The 17,356-nt window shown below is 66.0% G+C and carries 20 protein-coding genes; 10 read left to right on the forward strand and 10 right to left on the reverse strand.

Translation table 11 applies throughout. The features are described 5' to 3' along the window. The first annotated feature begins 15 nt into the window (after nt 1-15). The 6 genes from A1D30_RS04870 (at nt 16) to A1D30_RS04895 (ending at nt 4,913) form a co-directional block, all read left to right on the forward strand. On the forward strand, nt 16-1,239 hold the full coding sequence (locus tag A1D30_RS04870) for a cyclopropane-fatty-acyl-phospholipid synthase family protein (protein WP_063459741.1): 1,224 nt from the start codon (nt 16-18) through the stop codon (nt 1,237-1,239). A 71-nt stretch (nt 1,240-1,310) separates the two neighbouring features. After that, nucleotides 1,311-1,832 carry a chalcone isomerase family protein gene (locus A1D30_RS04875; protein ID WP_063459672.1) on the forward strand — a complete coding sequence of 174 codons (522 nt, stop codon included), beginning with the start codon at nt 1,311-1,313 and terminating at the stop codon, nt 1,830-1,832. Continuing rightward, nucleotides 1,829-3,112: an MFS transporter gene (locus A1D30_RS04880; protein WP_063459673.1), complete on the forward strand. Its 1,284-nt coding sequence runs from the start codon at nt 1,829-1,831 to the stop codon at nt 3,110-3,112. The genes A1D30_RS04875 and A1D30_RS04880 overlap by 4 nt, the downstream gene beginning before the upstream one ends. A 20-nt stretch (nt 3,113-3,132) precedes the next feature. Further along, nucleotides 3,133-3,672: a DUF3833 domain-containing protein gene (locus A1D30_RS04885; RefSeq protein WP_063459742.1), complete on the forward strand. Its 540-nt coding sequence runs from the start codon at nt 3,133-3,135 to the stop codon at nt 3,670-3,672. Continuing rightward, the gene (locus A1D30_RS04890; RefSeq protein ID WP_063459674.1) at nt 3,669-4,451 is read left to right on the forward strand and encodes an SDR family NAD(P)-dependent oxidoreductase; all 783 of its coding nucleotides are present in this window, start codon (nt 3,669-3,671) and stop codon (nt 4,449-4,451) included. The genes A1D30_RS04885 and A1D30_RS04890 overlap by 4 nt, the downstream gene beginning before the upstream one ends. A gap of 6 nt (nt 4,452-4,457) precedes the next feature. Next, nucleotides 4,458-4,913 (forward strand): nuclear transport factor 2 family protein, encoded by a 456-nt coding sequence (locus A1D30_RS04895; RefSeq protein ID WP_063459675.1) that lies wholly within the window; start codon nt 4,458-4,460, stop codon nt 4,911-4,913. 18 nt (nt 4,914-4,931) lie between these two features. On the opposite strand, the gene A1D30_RS04900 is transcribed toward A1D30_RS04895, so the two are convergent. From A1D30_RS04900 to A1D30_RS04935, 8 genes are all read right to left on the reverse strand, one after another. Then, nucleotides 4,932-5,837 carry a sugar phosphate isomerase/epimerase family protein gene (locus A1D30_RS04900; RefSeq protein ID WP_063459676.1) on the reverse strand — a complete coding sequence of 302 codons (906 nt, stop codon included), beginning with the start codon at nt 5,835-5,837 and terminating at the stop codon, nt 4,932-4,934. A 15-nt stretch (nt 5,838-5,852) separates the two neighbouring features. Further along, nucleotides 5,853-6,752, reverse strand: coding sequence for a VOC family protein (locus A1D30_RS04905; protein WP_063459677.1), 900 nt, complete (start codon nt 6,750-6,752; stop codon nt 5,853-5,855). A gap of 36 nt (nt 6,753-6,788) precedes the next feature. Next, nucleotides 6,789-7,652 (reverse strand): shikimate dehydrogenase, encoded by an 864-nt coding sequence (locus A1D30_RS04910; RefSeq protein WP_063459743.1) that lies wholly within the window; start codon nt 7,650-7,652, stop codon nt 6,789-6,791. Nucleotides 7,653-7,783: 131 nt separating this feature from the next. Beyond that, the gene (locus tag A1D30_RS04915; RefSeq protein ID WP_063459678.1) at nt 7,784-8,788 is read right to left on the reverse strand and encodes a TRAP transporter substrate-binding protein; all 1,005 of its coding nucleotides are present in this window, start codon (nt 8,786-8,788) and stop codon (nt 7,784-7,786) included. Nucleotides 8,789-8,861: 73 nt separating this feature from the next. Then, nucleotides 8,862-10,142 (reverse strand): TRAP transporter large permease subunit, encoded by a 1,281-nt coding sequence (locus A1D30_RS04920; protein WP_063459679.1) that lies wholly within the window; start codon nt 10,140-10,142, stop codon nt 8,862-8,864. A 23-nt stretch (nt 10,143-10,165) separates the two neighbouring features. After that, on the reverse strand, nt 10,166-10,753 hold the full coding sequence (locus A1D30_RS04925) for a TRAP transporter small permease (RefSeq protein ID WP_063459680.1): 588 nt from the start codon (nt 10,751-10,753) through the stop codon (nt 10,166-10,168). A gap of 179 nt (nt 10,754-10,932) precedes the next feature. Continuing rightward, nucleotides 10,933-11,649 carry a TetR/AcrR family transcriptional regulator gene (locus A1D30_RS04930; RefSeq protein ID WP_063459681.1) on the reverse strand — a complete coding sequence of 239 codons (717 nt, stop codon included), beginning with the start codon at nt 11,647-11,649 and terminating at the stop codon, nt 10,933-10,935. A 68-nt stretch (nt 11,650-11,717) separates the two neighbouring features. Beyond that, nucleotides 11,718-12,332, reverse strand: a complete 615-nt coding sequence (locus tag A1D30_RS04935) for a glutathione S-transferase N-terminal domain-containing protein (protein WP_063459682.1) — start codon at nt 12,330-12,332, stop codon at nt 11,718-11,720. A 119-nt stretch (nt 12,333-12,451) separates the two neighbouring features. On the opposite strand from A1D30_RS04935, the gene purB reads away from it, so the two are divergent. Continuing rightward, nucleotides 12,452-13,831 carry an adenylosuccinate lyase gene (gene purB / locus A1D30_RS04940; RefSeq protein WP_063459683.1) on the forward strand — a complete coding sequence of 460 codons (1,380 nt, stop codon included), beginning with the start codon at nt 12,452-12,454 and terminating at the stop codon, nt 13,829-13,831. Between the two features lie 181 nt (nt 13,832-14,012). Further along, nucleotides 14,013-14,573 (forward strand): YaeQ family protein, encoded by a 561-nt coding sequence (locus A1D30_RS04945; RefSeq protein WP_063459684.1) that lies wholly within the window; start codon nt 14,013-14,015, stop codon nt 14,571-14,573. Between the two features lie 127 nt (nt 14,574-14,700). Here the strand turns inward: A1D30_RS04945 and A1D30_RS04950 are convergent, their stop codons facing one another. After that, nucleotides 14,701-15,006: a hypothetical protein gene (locus tag A1D30_RS04950; protein WP_063459685.1), complete on the reverse strand. Its 306-nt coding sequence runs from the start codon at nt 15,004-15,006 to the stop codon at nt 14,701-14,703. A gap of 54 nt (nt 15,007-15,060) precedes the next feature. Beyond that, nucleotides 15,061-15,495: a DUF3717 domain-containing protein gene (locus A1D30_RS04955; RefSeq protein WP_063459686.1), complete on the reverse strand. Its 435-nt coding sequence runs from the start codon at nt 15,493-15,495 to the stop codon at nt 15,061-15,063. A gap of 481 nt (nt 15,496-15,976) precedes the next feature. On the opposite strand from A1D30_RS04955, the gene A1D30_RS04960 reads away from it, so the two are divergent. Continuing rightward, complete coding sequence (locus A1D30_RS04960) at nt 15,977-16,729, forward strand: TerC family protein (RefSeq protein ID WP_063459687.1); 753 nt, start codon at nt 15,977-15,979, stop codon at nt 16,727-16,729. A gap of 64 nt (nt 16,730-16,793) precedes the next feature. Continuing rightward, the gene (locus A1D30_RS04965; RefSeq protein ID WP_063459688.1) at nt 16,794-17,261 is read left to right on the forward strand and encodes a hypothetical protein; all 468 of its coding nucleotides are present in this window, start codon (nt 16,794-16,796) and stop codon (nt 17,259-17,261) included. Nucleotides 17,262-17,356 lie beyond the last annotated feature (95 nt).

Raw genomic sequence — 17,356 nt, forward strand, 5'->3', positions numbered from 1 at the left:
AACGAGAACGCCGCCATGAACTCCACCACCGCCCCCCGCACCGCCCTGGCCCTGCCCGCAGGCACCCCGGCTGCCGCCCGCACAGCGCTCAAGCTGCTGCAGCGCCTGCAGCATGGCCACCTCACGGTGCAGCTGCCCGATGGCACCTTGCAGCACTTCGGGCGCGGCGATGGCCCCTCGGCCGCGATCACGCTCAAGAACTGGAACGTGTGCAGCGCCGCGCTCAAGTCCGGCGACATCGGTTTTGCCGAGAGCTACATCGCAGGCGACTGGACCACGCCGCACCTCACCGACCTGCTCAAGCTCTTCATCGCCAACCGCCAGCAGGTGGAAGGCGTGATCTATGGCACCTGGGCTGGGCGGCTGCTGTACCGCATCAAGCATTTGCTCAACCGCAACACGCGCGCCAACAGCCAGAAAAACATCCACGCCCACTACGACCTGGGCAACGCGTTCTACGAACTCTGGCTGGACGACACGATGAACTACTCGTCCGCCTGGTTCGAGGGCGATGCAGGCGGCGACATGCGCAAGGCCCAGCACGCCAAGGTGCGCCGCGCGCTGCGCATGGCGGGGGTGGAGCCAGGATCCCGGGTGCTGGAGATTGGCTGCGGCTGGGGCGCGTTGGCCGAGATGGCGACCGTCGAATTCGGCGCGAACCTGACGGGGGTGACGCTCTCCACCGAGCAGCTCGCATTTGCGCAAAAGCGCATGGTGCAGCAGGGCGTGGCGCCCTACGCCGACCTGCGCCTGCAGGACTACCGCGACATCCAGGACGGCCCGTACGACGCGATCTGCTCCATCGAAATGGTCGAGGCCGTGGGCCGCGAGTACTGGCCCACCTACTTCCAGTCGGTGCACCGCCTGCTCAAGCCCGGCGGCAAGGCCTGCGTCCAGAGCATCGTCATCGACGACAGCCTGTTCGAGCGCTACATCAGCTCCACCGACTTCATCCAGCAATACATCTTCCCCGGCGGCTGCCTGCCTTGCCCGCGCGAGTTCCGCCGCGAGGCCGAGGCCGCAGGCCTGCGTGTGGTGGACGAATTTGCGTTTGGCCAGGACTACGCCGAAACCCTCAAACGCTGGCGTGAGCGCTTCCTGGCGCAGCGCGCGCAGATCCTGCAGCTGGGGTTTGACGAGCGCTTCATGCACATCTGGGAGTTCTACCTCGCCTACTGCGAGGCAGCGTTCGCCATGCGCAACATCGACCTGGTGCAGTACACGCTGGTGAAAGCATGATTGCTATAAAAAACATAGCTATCAGCGCTTTGCTAGCGGGCGCAGGGGCCGTTTTTTTCTCAAATTTTGCAATGGCGCAAGGGGCTGAAGGGGTGGCGAGCGCGTCGCCAGCCGCCAGCACACCGCTGGCGGGCGCGCGCCTGGTGGGCCAGGGCACCATGCGCTTCCTGGGGTTCGAGGTGTACCGCGCGCGCCTGTGGGCCCAGCCCGGTTTTGACGCCGACCAGTACAGCGCCCACCCGTTGGCGCTGGAGCTGACCTACCAGCGCAACTTCACGGCCGAGGCGATTGCCAAACGCTCCATTGAAGAGATGCGCCGCGTGGGCAGCTTCACGCCGCAGCAGGCCACCCGCTGGCAGCAGGCGCTGCAGGCGGCCTTGCCGGATGTGAAACCCGGTGACCGCTTGCTCGGCCTGTACCAGCCGGGCGCCGGTGCCGTCTTCAAGATGGGCGGCCGTGTGGTGGGCGAGGTGGCCGACGCCGAGTTCTCGCGCCTGTTCTTTGGCATCTGGCTGTCGCCCCAGACCTCCGAGCCCGGGCTGCGGCAAGCGCTGATCGCAGCCACCCGCACCGCAGGCCAAGGGCAGCCATGACCACCACCACGCCCATGCGCGCCGGCCACGGCCTGGCCTATGGGCTGCTGGGCCTGCCCCTGGCGTTTGTGGCGCTGCCGCTGTATGTGCTGCTGCCCAACCACTACGCACGCGAGTTCGGCATGCCGCTGGCCACGCTGGGCGCCGTGCTGCTGGCCGCGCGGCTGTTCGATGCATTCACCGACCCGCTGCTGGGCCGCCTGGCCGACCACCTGTTTGGCCGCTCGGTGCGTGCTGTGCTCGCGGTTGGTGCGGTGTCGGCGGCGGTGCTGGCACTGGGGCTGACCAGCCTGTTCTTTCCGCAGGTAGCCGGGGCCGATGCGCTCGTCGCCTGGGCGCTGGTGGCGCTGCTCATCACCTACACCGCCTACAGCCAGCTCAGCATCGCACACCAGTCCTGGGGCGCACGCCTGGGCGGTGACGAGCTGCAGCGTGGCCGCATCGTGGCCTGGCGCGAGGGTGCTGCACTGATCGGCGTGGTACTGGCATCGGTGCTGCCCGCGCTGCTGGGCCTGCCGGTGATGCTCAGTGTGTTTGCCGCCGCCCTGCTGCTGGGCTGGTGGTACTGGACGCGTGCGCCGCGCCCGGTGCGGCAGGACGCCGGTGTGTACCGGCCGCCGCAGCACACCAGTCTGTGGCGGCCCTGGGGTCGCCCGGCGTTTCGCCGCCTGCTGGCCGTGTTCATGCTCAACGGCATTGCCAGCGCCATCCCCGCCACGCTGGTGCTGTTCTTTATCCAGGACCGGTTGCAGGCTCCGCCCGCGCAGGAGCCGATGTTCCTCGCGGCCTACTTTGTGTGCGCAGCGCTGTCCATCCCGCTGTGGCTGCGCGCCGTGGCGCGCTGGGGCCTGGCGCGCACCTGGCTGGCCGGCATGCTGCTGGCGATTGCCGTGTTTGTGTGGACCGCGTTTCTCGGGCGCGGTGACGTGCTGCCTTTTCTGGTGGTCTGCGCGCTCTCTGGCGTGGCCCTGGGCACCGACCTGGCCCTGCCCAGCGCCCTGCTGGCGGGCGTGATCGCCGCTGAGGGCGACAGCGGCCAGCACGAGGGCGCCTACTTTGGCTGGTGGAACTTTGCCACCAAGCTCAACCTGGCTTTGGCCGCAGGCCTGGCGCTGCCCCTGCTGGGCTGGTGGGGCTACACCCCCGGCACACGCAGCGAAGAAGGCCTGCAGACCCTGGGTTGGGCCTATGCCGTGCTGCCCTGTGTGCTCAAGCTGCTGGCAGCAGGGGCGCTGTATGGGCTGGTGCTCCGGCCTGCGCGCGGCCTGGCCAGTGCCTGATTTTTCAAGGGATGCCCCACATGCAAAGACGCCTTCTTCTCTCCGCCGCCGTGGCTGCACCCGTAGCGCTGACTGGCTGCGCCAGCCAGAGCCTTGACGGCTACGCCAGCGAAAAACCGGTGCTGGACCTGGCCCAGTATTTCAACGGCAAGATCGACGCCTACGGCATCTTCCAGGACCGCAGCGGCCAGATTGTCAAACGCTTCACCGTGGTGATGGACTGCAGCTGGAAGGGCAACGAGGGCGTGCTGGACGAAGCCTTCACCTACTCCGACGGCACCACACAGCGCCGCATCTGGCGCCTGACCAAACATGCCGACGGCCGCTACACCGGCACTGCCGACGATGTGGTGGGCCCAGCCAACGGCCAGACGCGCGGCAACGCCTTCCGCTGGAACTACACGCTGGCCCTGCCGGTGGACGGCAAGGTCTACCACGTGGACCTGGACGACTGGATGTACCTCATCGACGACCGCGTGATGCTCAACCGCGCCACCATGAGCAAATTCGGCGTGCGGCTGGGCGAGATCACCTTGTCCTTCACCAAGCGCGCACCATGAAACTCAACCCTCCCTTGCGCGACTGGCAGGGCCGCCGGGCCTGGCTCATCGGGGCCAGCAGCGGCATCGGCCGGGCCACGGCGGCGGCGCTGCATGCGCGCGGTGCGCAGGTCATCGTGTCGGCCCGGAGCCGCGATGCGCTGAACGCCTTTGTCGTGCAGCACCCCGGCAGCACGGCGCTGGCTTTTGACACGGCCGAACCGGCCCAGGTGCAGGCCGCTGCTGCGCAGGTGCTGGCGGGCGGTGCCCCCGACCTGGTGTGCTACTGCGCGGGTTACTACCGCGACATGCGCGCCACCGACTTCGATCTGGACGTGATGCTGCGCCACGAGCAGATCAACTACAACGGCGTGCTGCATGTGCTGGCTGGTGTGTTGCCCGCCATGCTCGCCGCCGCCCAGGCGGGGCGCCCGGGCCATGTGAGCCTCATCAGCAGCGTGGCGGGGTTCCGGGGCCTGCCCAAGAGCCTGGCCTACGGCCCTACCAAGGCCGCGCTCATCAACCTGGCCGAGGCGCTGTACCTGGACCTGCACGACTTGGGCCTGGGCGTGAGCGTGATCAACCCCGGCTTTGTGGCCACGCCGCTCACAGCGGGCAACGACTTCACCATGCCTGCGCTCATCTCCTCCGAAGCGGCCGCCGACGCCATCCTGCAAGGCTGGGCGCGCGGGCAGTTCGACATCCACTTTCCCAAGCGTTTTACGCGCGTGATGAAGCTGCTGCGGCTGCTGCCCTACCGGTGGTACTTTCCAGCCGTCCGCAAGTTCACGGGACTCTGAGTTTCCATGCAGCCCCCTTACAACGCCCCCGCCACCGAAGAAGCCGTCACGCGCGTCATTGCGTTTTTTGAGAGCCTGTCGCCCGCCGACATAGGCACCATCGGTCGGTTCTACGCGCCCCAGGCGCGCTTCAAGGACCCGTTCAACGAGGTCGTGGGCGTAACTGCCATCCAGGGCATCTTTGCCCACATGTTCGAGGCGCTGGAACAACCGCGTTTTGTGGTCACGGGCCGCGTGGTGCAGGGGCAGCAGTGCTTCTTGACCTGGGACTTTTTGTTCGCGTTCAAGGACTTTCACATGGGCGTGACGCAGACGGTGCGCGGCGCCTCGCATCTGGTGCTGGACGAACAGGGTCTGGTGAGCTTGCACCGCGACTACTGGGACGCGGCCGAAGAGCTGTACGAAAAGCTGCCCGTGGTGGGCGCGCTGATGCGCTGGCTCAAGAAACGCGCCAACAGCTGATCGTTGGCGGGTGGTGGATCACGCCAGGGTTTTGATGCGCGGGTGCCCCGGCAGTGGCACGGCGCGCTGCAGTACCCCCTCAGCCAGCCACAGCGCACTGTTCCACGCGCGCTGCGCCACGTAGGGAAGCGGCAGCTGCTGGTAGTCGTCGTTGAAGACTTCAAAGCTGTAGTCGCCCTGGTAGCCCATGCCATCGAGCGTGCGTACCAGCTCGGCCAGCGCCTGGCTGTGCACGCCCTCGCCGGGGAACACACGAAAGTGCCGCGCGGTCTCAATGCGCTCCTGCACCGTGCGGGTCTCCTGCCACATGAAGTCCGACAGCTGCACCAGATAGATCTTCTCGGGGTCCACATCTTCCAGCGCCGAGAGCGGCGTGCTGGTGGCGAACTGGTGGTACGAGTCGATGGCCAAACCGAGGTTGGGGCAATCGGCCTGCTCCACGGCCGCCCAGGCCTGGTGCACCTCGTTGATGTGGCGGCCCCACGAGAGGCCTTCAAACGCCACGCGGATGCCGTGGGGCAGCGCTAGTAGCGCGAGCTTGCGCAGGTCGCGCGCAATCTCATCGGCATCGGCCGTGGCGTGGGACGACGTGGAGCTGCAGGCCAGCAGCACGGGCGCTCCCAGGTCGCGCGCCATCAGGATCATCTGCTTGGCAATGTCCACCTTGTAGCTGTGCAGGTGGCCCGACAGGCCTTCAAAATCACGCAGCACCTGAAAGCCGGTCACGCGCAGGCCGCTGCTGCGCACCGCGTGCACGGCGGCCTCGATGCCCTGTGGGTGGCCCACGATGTCGCGCGCGGCCAGCATGATCTGGCCAAAACCTGCGGCCTTCACGGCGGCGAGCTTGGCCTCCAGCGGCCCGGCCAGGCTGATGGTGTCCATGCCGAAATCGGCGACGTTGCGTTGCATGGTGGATTGGCGCATGGGCGGTCTCCAGGCTCAGCGGGCGCTGCGCACCAGCTCGAAGCTGGGTGATGCCGCATCGGCACGCGTGAGGGCGCCGCGCGTGCCGGTGTGCACGCCCGTGGGCGACTCCACAAACTCCACCCCGCGCGCACGCAGCGCCTGCACCGTGGCCAGCACATCGGGCGTGCCAAAGGCCACGCGCTGCAGCAGCTCCTCGGGGTCTGCATCCAGCGCATCGACCAGCGGCTCAATCAATTGCCAGTGCAGCGTGCCACAGGGGCTGGCCAGGATGCGGCCATGCGTGAGCACGCCAAACGACTGGTCGGGCGCCAGCTCGGCGAAGCCGAACAGCTCGCTGTAGAAATGGATCCAGTCCGCTGCGCGGCCCAGGCCGATGTACTGGACCACGCCAAACAGGTGCAGGCCCTGCAGCGCGGGCGGGCGCGGGTTGACGGTGGGGATGGGCACAAAGTCCACGTCGTAGATCGAGAACTCTTTCCAGCGGTCCACAAAGTAGATGCGGCTGGCGCCCACGCCGTGGATGGCGGGGATGTTCAGCTCCATCACCTCGACCTCGGTGTGCACGGCCCAGGCGCCCAGCTCCAGCACGCGGCGAAATGCTGCGGCCGCGTTGCCCACGCGGAAGGCGATGGCGGCCAGCACCGGTGTTTCGGTGAGCGCGGGCGGCGCATGCACGCCGGTGCGTTCGTTGTCCTGGTGGGCGTTGACGATGATGTTCATGTCGCCCTGGCGGTACAGCAGCACCTCGCGCGAGCGGTGGCGCGCCACCGGTTGAAAGCCCAAACGCTCCAACGCCTGGCCCAGCGCCTGCGGGCGGCTGGTGGCGTATTCGATGAACTCGATGCCCTGCAGGCCCAGGGGGTTGGGCATGTCGCCCAGCGCTTCGCGGGTGGCCACCATCGGGGTGCTCATGGGTTCAGCTCCTTGTGTTGTCGTGCGCGGAAAGGGTCAGCGGGCGCAGCTGACCAGGCGGCGGAAATGTGCGTCCATGCGGGTGGCGTCCGGGGCTTCGCCGGTGAACAGCTCGAACGCCCCCACGGCCTGGCCCACGGCCATGCCGCCGCCATCCGACACCTTGCAGCCCAGCGCGCGCGCGGCCTGCACCAGGGCGGTGTCGAGCGGGAAGTACACGACCTCCGACACCCACATCGCGGGCCGCAGCAGGCCCACATCCAGCGGCAGGCCGGGCAGCTTGTCCATGCCCGTGGGCGTGGCGTGGATCAGCCCGGTGGCGTTGGCCATGGCCGAGCGGATCTCTCCGGCCTCGGCGCGCGCGCCGTAGAGCGCATTCACGTCGGCAGCCAGTTGTGCGGCGCGCTCGGGCTGGGCATCGACGATGCTCAGGTGCTGTGCACCCAGGCGCAGCACGGCATGCGCAATCGCGGCGCCTGCACCGCCCGCGCCCAGCAGCACCACGCGGCCCAGGTCCGCGCCAGGCAGCGCACGGGTAAAGCCCCAGGCCCAGCCCGATCCATCGGTGTTGTGTCCCACCAGTTGTCCATCGCGGATGACCACGGTGTTCACGGCGCCCATGGCGCGCGCTTCTTCGGACAGGCTGTCGAGGTGTGGGATGACGGCCTGCTTGCAGGGGTAGGTCACGTTGCAGCCCGCATAGCCCATGATGCGCGCCGCCGACAACAGCGTGGGCAAATGTTCCACCGAGGAGGCAGAGCGGTCCAGGTCGATGAGCTGGTAGTGCAGGCGCATGCCGTGGTGGCGCGCTTCTTCTTCGTGCAGCGCGGGCGACAGCGACTTCTGGATACCGGCACCGATCAGCCCGATCAGCACCTTGCGGGGGCTAGTGGAAGACATGGTGGACGTGGTGGGGATGACCGGGGGATCGAGGAGCTGGGGGCTCATGGGGCGGGTGGAATGCGGGGTGAGCGTGCTGCCGGGCTGGTGGTGTGTTCACCGGACGGCAGCACAGGGGTGGCAGCGGTGGCTTACTTGCCGCCGCGCAGTTTGGCCAGCGTGGAATAGACCTCTTGCACGGTCTCGGCGCCCACCTTCTCGCTGTGTTTCTCCACCACGGGCTTCACCTTGGCGCGCAGCTTGTCCAGCTCGGCGGGCGAGAACTCGGACACCTGCATGCCGGCCTTCTTGAGGTCTTCCAGCGCCACGTTGGCCTGCACGCGCGACACGCCGCGCTGGAAGGTGGTGGCCTCGGCCATCGCGTCGGTCAGCGCCTTCTGGTCAGCGGGGTTCAGGCTGTCCCAGAACTTCTTGCTCACGATCACGGCCTGGGGGTTGTACATGTGGCGCGTGACGGTGAGGTACTTCTGCACCTCGGCAAACTTGGACGACAGGATGGTGGAGAACGGGTTCTCCTGGCCGTCCACGGCCTTTTGCTCCATGGCGGTGTACAGCTCGGGGAAAGGCATGGGCACGGCGTTGGCGCCCAGCGCATTGAACAGGTCGATGTAGATCGGCGACTGGATCACGCGGATCTTGAGGCCCGCGATGTCTTCGGCCTTGGTGATGGGCTTCTTGCTGTTGGTGAGGTTGCGGAAACCCAGCTCCCAGTAGCCCAGGCCCACCAGGTTCTTTGCCTGCAGCTTGTCGAGCAGCTTCTTGCCGAAGGGGCCGTCGGTCACGGCGTCGGCCTCTTGCGGCGTGGCGAACAGGAACGGGAAGTCGTAGATGCCGAACTCTTTGGACTGCGCGGCCAGGATCCCCGCGTTCAGCACGGTCATCTCCACGGTGCCGCCCTGCAGGGCCGACACGGTCTGCAGGTCACCGCCCAGCGTGCCGCCGGGGAAGAGCTTGACGGCAATGCGGCCGCCGGTCTTGGCGGCCACCAGGTCGGCAAATTTTTGCGCGCCCTGGGCCTGCGGGTGGTCCTTCTGGTTCTGGAACGCGAACTTGATGGTGCGCTCCTGGGCGTGTGCAGCGGGCAGCAGCGACGCGGCAACCAGGGCGGTGGCAAGCAGGGTTTTGAGCAGCTTCATGGAAATGTCTCCTTGGGTTTTTAGGCGGGGCAGAAACGGAGCGGAAAGGAAAGGGCCAGGGCGCAGATGGGGGTCAACCACTCAACCAGCGCAGCGGCACCATGACGATGGAGGGGAACAGCACCAGCAGGAACATCACGGCCAGCTGGGCCAGCATGAAGGGCGTGACGCCGCGTGTGACCTGCGACATGGACATGCGCCCCACGCCAGCCACCACGTTGAGCACCGTGCCCACCGGGGGGGTGATGAGCCCGATGGCGTTGTTGATGATGAAGAGCACACCGAAGTACACCGGGTCGATGCCTGCGGCCTTGACCACCGGCATCAGCACGGGCGTGAGGATGAGGATGGTGGGCGTCATGTCCATGGCCGTGCCCACCACCATGACCAGCAGCATGATGGCGATCAGCAGCAGCGTTGGGTTGCCCATGAAGGGCTCCAGCATGCCGATGACCTTGGAGGGCAGGTCGGCCACGGTGATCAGCCAGGCGGACACCATGGCCGCAGCCACCAGGAACATCACCACCGCGCTGGTGCGGGCCGAGGCGCGGAAGATGTCGGCCAGCTGGTGCCAGCTCAGCTCGCGGTAGACCACCATGGACACGAACAGCGCATACACGGCGGCCACCACGGCGGCTTCGGTGGGGGTGAAGACGCCCATGCGCAGGCCGACCAGGATGATGATGGGCAAGCCCAGCGCCCACACGGCTTCGCGCAAGGCCACGGTCAGTTCGGCGCGGGTGGCGCGCTTTGGGGGCGCCACATCTTCGCGCCGCACCAGCCACCACCAGGTGAGGGCCAGGGCCACCCCCAACAGGATGCCCGGCACGATGCCTGCCAGAAACAGCTTGCTGATGGACACGTTGGCCGCCACGCCAAAGATCACGAAACCGATGGACGGCGGGATCACCGGGGCGATGATGCCGGCCGATGCAATGAGCCCGGCCGAGCGCTCCTTGTTGTGGCCCGCTGCCACCATCATGGGCAGCAGCAACGATGCGAGCGCAGCGGCATCGGCCACGGCCGAGCCCGACACGGCGGCCAGGATCACCGCGGCCATGATGGCCACATAACCGAGGCCGCCGGGCACATGGCCCACCAGTGTGAGCGCCAGCTTCACGATGCGCTTGGACAGGCCGCCCACATTCATGATCTCGCCCGCCAGCATGAAGAAGGGCACGGCCAGCAGCGGAAAGCTGTCGGCACCGTTGATGACGTTCTGCGCCAGGATCTGCGCGTCGAACAGGTCCAAATGCCACATCAGCGCCACGCCGCTGATGAGCAGCGCAAACGCGATGGGAATGCCGATCGCCATGGCGAGCAGCAGGGAGCCGAGGAAGATGGTGACGGTCATGGTGGAGAGCCTGTGCGGAGGGTTCAGGGGCGGTGGCTGCCGGGCGCTTCGTGGGATGCGTCGGCGCCCGCAGGGCGGTGCGCCAGGGCCGCCAGTTCTTCGCTCTCCTGCACCATGACCAGTTCGTGCTCCGCCAGCGGAACGAACAGCGTGCGCAGCAGGTCGTGCAGCAGGATGGCGATGCCCGACCCGCCCATCAGCACGCCACTGGCGTAGAAGATGCCCACCGAGGCGCCGGTCACGGGGGCTTCGGTGTCCCAATTAATCAGCATCTGGGCCCAGCTGCCACTGAGCAGCAGCCACGACACGTACAGCATGGCGATCTGTGCCAGCAACAGGCAGGCCTTCTTGCCCAAAGCGGGCAGGCGCGACACCAGCGCGTCCGTGCCCAGGTGGCCGTGTTCGCGCAGCGCCACCACGGCGCCCATGAAGGTCAGCCACACAAACAGCCAGCGCGAGAGTTCTTCCGACACGGTGATGCCGGAGTTCAGGGTGTAGCGCAGCACCACATTGCCAAACACCAGCACCACCATCACCGCCAGGCACAGGCCGGACAGGGCATCCAGCACGCGGGTGTATCCCCGCAGCACGCGGTCGGCCAGTGCAAACATGGTGTCTCCAGTCGTTGTATTGAAACGCTGGAAGAATTTTGTACGAACTGGTTAGTATTTGATCTAGGTGCAAACCCTGCATGGTTGGTCATGGCAGCACGCAGCCATGCACGGCGCGCACGCAGGGTGCCGATGAGGAGCTTTTTGACGCGGGCAGGTGTGCGCCCGGGCCGGGAGGGTCAGGGCCGCAGAAAACGCACGATCATCTCGATGATCGATTCACGGCGTTGCGCCGTGGCGGCTGGGGTGTCGAGCGAGCGCTTGAAGATCGCGCCAAAGGTGTGGCGGTTGGCCTCGTTGAAGAAGCACAGGGCCGAAATGGACATGTGCAGGTCCACCGGGTCCACGTCGGGGCGGAACACGCCCGCCGCCACGCCACGCTGGTACACATCGCGCACGGCATGGATGACGGGGATGTTGAGTTCCTGGATCGTGGCCGACTTGCTGATGAACTCGCCCCGGTGCATGTTCTCGTTCATCACCAGGCGGATGAAGTCGGGGTTGGCGAGCTGGTAGTCCACCGTGAAGCCGACCAGCGTGCGCAGGGCCTGTTCGGGCGCCAAGTCTTCCAGGTGCAGCTCCGATTCGATGCGCCGGATGCGCCGGTAGGCCTCCTCCAGCACCGCCACATACAGACCTTCCTTGCTACCGAAGTAGTAGTAGATCATGCGCTTGCTGGTGCTGGTCAATGCCGCGATCTCGTCGATGCGCGCCCCGGCCAGGCCCTTGTCGGCAAACTCCGCCGTGGCCACCTGCAGGATGTTGGCCATGGTGCGGTCGGGGTCGTTGACGCGGACCCGGTCGGCACCGGGCGTGGTGGCGGCCTCGCGCGCAGCGCGCTGGCGAGTGGCCCGCACATCGCCGGGCTTCGAAGGTTTTTGAACCATTTCGTTCATAAGCGCCCAAGCATACGGCAAGCCCGGCGCGGGGTCTTTACCCAACCCGGGCTGCTTGCGCTGGCTGCTCAGGAAGGCTTGGTATCTGCAAAGCTCGGTCGCACCATCAGCTTGTCGAGCAGCTTGCCCAGGTTGGGGTACTCGCTGCGCCAGGCGATGTCGGGGAAGCGGAACTCCAGCCAGCCCAGGGCGCAGCCCACTGCGATGTCGGACAGACTCAGGTGGATGCCGCTGCAATACGGCTTGTCGCCCAGACCCTGGCTCATGGACTTGAGGCCGTCGTTCACCTTGACCAGCTGGCGGTCGATCCAGGTCTGGCTGCGTTCGGTGTCCTTGCGGTGGGCCCAGGTGGCTTCCAGGCGCGCCAGGATGGCGGCGTCCATCACGCCGTCGGCCAGCGCCTCCCAGGTCTTGACCTCGGCGCGTTCGCGGCCTTGCGACGGGATCAACTTGCCCACGGGCGATAGGGTGTCCAGGTACTCGACGATCACACGGGAGTCAAACACCGCTTCGCCGCCTTCCATCACCAGGCAGGGCACCTTGCCCAGCGGGTTGGAGGTGGCGATGTGGGTGTCGTCAGCCCAGACGTTTTCCTGCACGAACTGGTAGTCGAGCTTTTTCTCAGCCATCACGATACGTACCTTGCGCACGTAGGGGCTGGCGGTGGCTCCGATCAATTTCATGGTGTGTCTTCCAGTGCGCGGGATAAGCTGAACAATTCGGGTTTGATTCTATCGACAGCGACCCGGCGTGAGCCTGACTGATGCGTGGCGCCTACACACCCCGCCTACAATTGCGCGCCATGAGCCTGTCCACCATCACCGCCCTGTCGCCGCTTGACGGCCGTTACGCCACCAAACTTGCCGCCCTGCGCCCGATCATGAGCGAGCACGGCTACATGCACCGCCGCGTGCAGGTGGAAGTGGCCTGGTTCATTGCGCTGTCGGATGCGGGCTTTGCTGAATTCAAGCCGCTCACCACCGGAGCACGTGCTTACTTGCTGGGCCTGATCAAGAACTTCTCTGAAGCCGACGCAGCCGCCATCAAGGACATCGAAAAGACCACCAACCACGACGTGAAGGCGGTCGAATACTGGATCAAGAGCAAGTTCGAAGCCCGCCCCGAGCTGGAAAAGGCCTCTGAATTTGTGCACTTTGCCTGCACCAGCGAAGACATCAACAACACCAGCCACGCGCTGCAGCTGCGCTCGGGCCGCGACCAGGTTGTGCTGCCGGGCCTGGACCGCATCGTGCTCAAGCTGCGCGAAATGGCCCACGCCTTTGCCGACGTGCCCATGCTCAGCCGCACCCACGGCCAGACGGCCAGCCCCACCACGGTGGGCAAGGAGATGGCCAACGTGGTCATGCGCCTGCAGACGGCCTGCGACAAGATCGCCGCCGTCAAGATCATGGGCAAGATGAACGGCGCCGTGGGCAACTACAACGCCCACCTGTCGGCCTGGCCTGAGTTTGACTGGGAAGCCTTCAGCAAGAAGGTCATCGAAACGCCCGAGCCCCTGGGCCTGGGCCTGACCTTCCAGCCCTACTCGATCCAGATCGAGCCGCACGACTACATGGCTGAGCTGTTCGACGCCGTAGCCCGCGCCAACACCATCCTGATCGACCTCTCGCGCGACATCTGGGGCTATGTAAGCCTGGGTTACTTCAAGCAGCGGCTGAAGGCGGGCGAGATTGGTTCCAGCACCATGCCGCACAAGGTCAACCCCATCGACTTCGAGAACGCCGAAGGCAACCTGGGCCTGGCCAACGCGCTGCTCAAGCACCTGTCCGAAAAGCTGCCCATCAGCCGCTGGCAGCGCGACCTGACCGACAGCACCGTGCTGCGCAACATGGGCGTGGCCCTGGGTTATGCCACGCTGGCCTACGCCTCGCTGCTCACGGGCCTGAACAAGCTGGAAATTAACGAAGAGGCCCTGGCCGAAGACCTGGACGCCGCCTGGGAAGTGCTGGCCGAACCCATCCAGACCGTGATGCGCCGCTTTGGTGTGCAGGGCGCCTATGAAAAGCTCAAGGAAGTGACCCGCGGCAAGACCGTGACGGCCGAAGCGCTGCACGGGCTGATCAACTCGCTGGAAATCCCCCAGGCCGAAAAAGACCGCCTGCTGGCCATGACGCCCGGCAGCTACGTGGGCAAGGCGGCCGAGCTGGCACGCCGGGCCTGACCCTCCGAGGCGCTGCGCGCCTCCCTTGGAGGCGCAAACCGTGACTGGGCAAATCCGGATCCTCGGTGTTGCTGGCTTGTGGCCCCTGCCGGTCGCCTATGCTGCCGGATTGTTGAAGTATTTTGGCCACTGGCGCGCATCTGGCAAGCGCTGGCAGCTATTTATTTTGTAGTGAGGCTGCATGGCCATCAAATCCACCATCTTCAAGGCGAACCTGCAAATCGCCGACATTGACCACGGCTACTACGCCGACCATGCGCTCACGCTGGCACGCCACCCCAGCGAGACCGACGAGCGCATGATGGTTAGGCTGGCTGCGTTGGCCATCCAGGCGCACCAGCTCAATGACCTGTGCAACGGCGACGCCACCCTGGCGTTTGGTGCGGGTCTGTCGGACCCGGATGACCCGGACGCGTCCCTCACCGACTTCACGGGCCGCAAGCGCGTGTGGATCGAAGTGGGCCAGCCTGAGGACAAGCCGCTGACCAAGGCCTGCAGCAAGGCCGACTCCGTGATCGTCTACTGCTTCAACCACGCTTCGGAGATCTGGTGGAAGGGCATCGAAAGCAAGCTGTCGCGGCTGGACAAGCTGCAGGTCTGGCGCATCCCCACCGAGGCATCGCAGGCGCTGGCACAGTTGGCCGAGCGCAGCATGCAGCTGCAGGCCACGGTGCAGGAAGGGGCCATCACCCTGAGCAGCACCTTGGGCAGTGTGCATGTGGAGCCCGTGCGCTGGAAGTAGATTCTTAGGCTGAAAAAGGCCTTCGCCGCGCGATAGACATGCCTTTATTGCTATTAAATTAATAGCATTTAGGCTGTCTGCGTGCCCAGGGGCCTGCATGCGCGGGCAGGCGTTTCAGGTTTTAGTTTCAGTCCCGTGGCATGAGCGCGCCACATTGCCAGCACTGCTCGAAGCCGCCCTCCACAATTTCGCCGCAGCGGCAGGCCCAGTGGCGCTGCGGCAGGGTCTGCAATTCCTGCAAAAGGGCGCGTGCGCGGGTGGCGTGTTCTTCGTAATCCAGCCAGATCTCGGGCAGGCACTGGTCGGGCGGCAGGTGCCCGGCGGCGGCACCCAGGTACTGGCGCTGCACCGACGCCGTCATGCCGGCCTCGCACAGCAGGTCGGCCCACAGCGTGGCGATGGCGATGTTGGGGGCTTGGGTCAGGCGCAGCATGGCTCCACCATAGCCGCTGCCGGGGTTGGCGTACAGCCCCTGCCTTTGTCGGCCTCAGGGCGCGGGTGGTGGGTGTGTGGAGGCCCCCTCGGCCGCACGTTCGGCGTAGCGGTTGAAGCGCCACGCAGAATGTTCCAGGGTGATGCGGCGCCACACCACGCGCTTTTCTACGGGGCTCATGGCCGGCCAGTGCTGCACTTCATCGAAGGTGCGCCCGCAGCCTTTGCACAGGTCGTCCCCCTGGCTGGTGGAGCAGATGGCGATGCAGGGGGTGTCGGGGGTCGTGTCGTACCAGGCATGCCATGCGGCCAGCGCGCGTGCGGGCAGGTCGCCTTCGCCGATGGTGGTCTGGCGGTGGTAGACCATCAGCGCATACGCCTCTCCCAGGGCCTCGATCTCGGGCGCCAGTGCCACGCCATCCGGCGAGGGCGCACGCTTGCGCCAGTGGTTGATGGCGGCTTCGATGTCGGTGATGTGGATGGCGGCCATGGATGGGCAGGACACAAGGGGGCTGGATCATAGCCGCCCGCCCGGGGGATGCTGGCGGTGGTGTTATCGGCAGGGGCATAAAGAAGCAGAGGCGCTCATACGCAGTAACCACAACATGCCGACCCTTGCGCGGCCGCGCTGGCGATGTTCCAATCGAGGGCTCGAAGGGGAGTAGCTCCCGACTTGTATTGCAGCGGGGCCCGGCCCTGACATCCGCAGTGCAAGGCATCGGATTCGTCGTCAATACGAAGCATCGCTTCCGGCGTTCCGGGCTCCACGCACAGGTTCCATGTGCAGAGCCGAGCAAGACCTTTGATGGGCCCACTGTGGGCTGATCAAGGCTGCCTCTTCGCGTGCCGCGCCCCTGCTGCGCGGTGGCCAGCCCCTGATCCTCCGACCGCAGGCCCTCTATCCCTGGGATGGACTCGGCGCTACAGTGGCGGCGAGATCCTCCCTTCGCGCTACTGATACTGAGGAATTTATGGACTTTTTGGCATCGCCCGAATTCTGGCTCGCACTGGGCCAGATCATCATCATCGACATCCTGCTGGGTGGCGACAACGCCGTGGTCATTGCGCTGGCCTGCCGCAAGTTGCCCCCCGCACAGCGCACCAAGGGCATCATCTGGGGCACGGCGGGTGCCATCGTCCTGCGGGTGATCCTGATCGCTTTTGCGATGACCCTGCTGGCACTGCCGTTCCTCAAGTTCGTGGGCGCCATCCTGCTGGTGTGGATTGGCGTCAAGCTGCTGGCCCCTGATGAAGAAGGCCACGGCGACGTGCAGGGCAGCGACAAGCTGCTGGCCGCCATCAAGACCATCATCGTGGCCGACCTGGTGATGAGCGTGGACAACGTGATCGCCATTGCCGGTGCTGCGCAGAACGCGGGCGAACACCAGTTCCTGCTGGTCGTGCTGGGCCTGTTGATCTCCATCCCGATCATCGTCTGGGGCAGCCAGCTGGTCATCAAGCTCATGGAGCGTTTCCCGATGATCATCACGCTGGGCGGCATGCTGCTGGGCTGGATCGCCGGTGGCATGCTGGTCACCGACCCCGCACTGGCCAACCCCGACAAGTGGCAGTGGATGCTGAAGATGCCGCTGGACGCTTCGGGCGATGTGCTCGACACGGTCAAGTACGGTGCCAGCGTGGCGGGTGCACTGCTGGTGCTGGCAGCCGGGAAGTTCATTCTCTCGCGCCGCGCAGCTACGGCGCCTGCCGAACAACAGCATTGATCTGATCGACGGCCCCCGGGGAGTGCTTCACACCCGGGGCCTCAGGGCTTTCACAGGAGGCGGTATGGACAGAGTCATCGTGTACGTGGACGACGCAGCGTATGCCCAGCAGGTGCTTGCGCCCCTGTTTGCCCGTGAAGCAGCGGCACCGACCCAATGGGTGCTGGTGGCCTGCGCCCCGCGCATGACCCACCGCATCAGCAAATGGGTGAGCCACAGCGCCCGCGAGAACTGGCGCACCAAGTGGGCGGACAAACTGTTTGCCCAGATCCTCCCCGGTCTGCGGGCACCGGCCCACAGCGTGACTACGGTGGTGGCCAAGGGCCCGTTGGTGGAATTGACGGAGCAACTGCAGGCGGCCCAGCCCTCTGCGGCCCAGGTGGTGGATGCCCGCCGCCCCAAATCCGACGCACCGGAGGATGCGGAGAAAAGCCAGACTGCAGGCCGCCGCTGGCCAACACCCCGGCCTGGCACCCTCATGGGCAGCCTGCTCACGGGTTTTGGCACCCTGTGGGTGCTGGCGCTGGAGTGATTGGGCGCCTCGAACGGCATCCCAGGACGCCACCCGCTGATGTTGGCGGTGCTGTAACAAAAAAGGGCCTGCCAGGCCCTTTTTTGTGGTCCGCT

This window comes from Acidovorax sp. GW101-3H11, assembly GCF_001633105.1.
Taxonomy (GTDB): Bacteria; Pseudomonadota; Gammaproteobacteria; order Burkholderiales; family Burkholderiaceae_C; genus Acidovorax.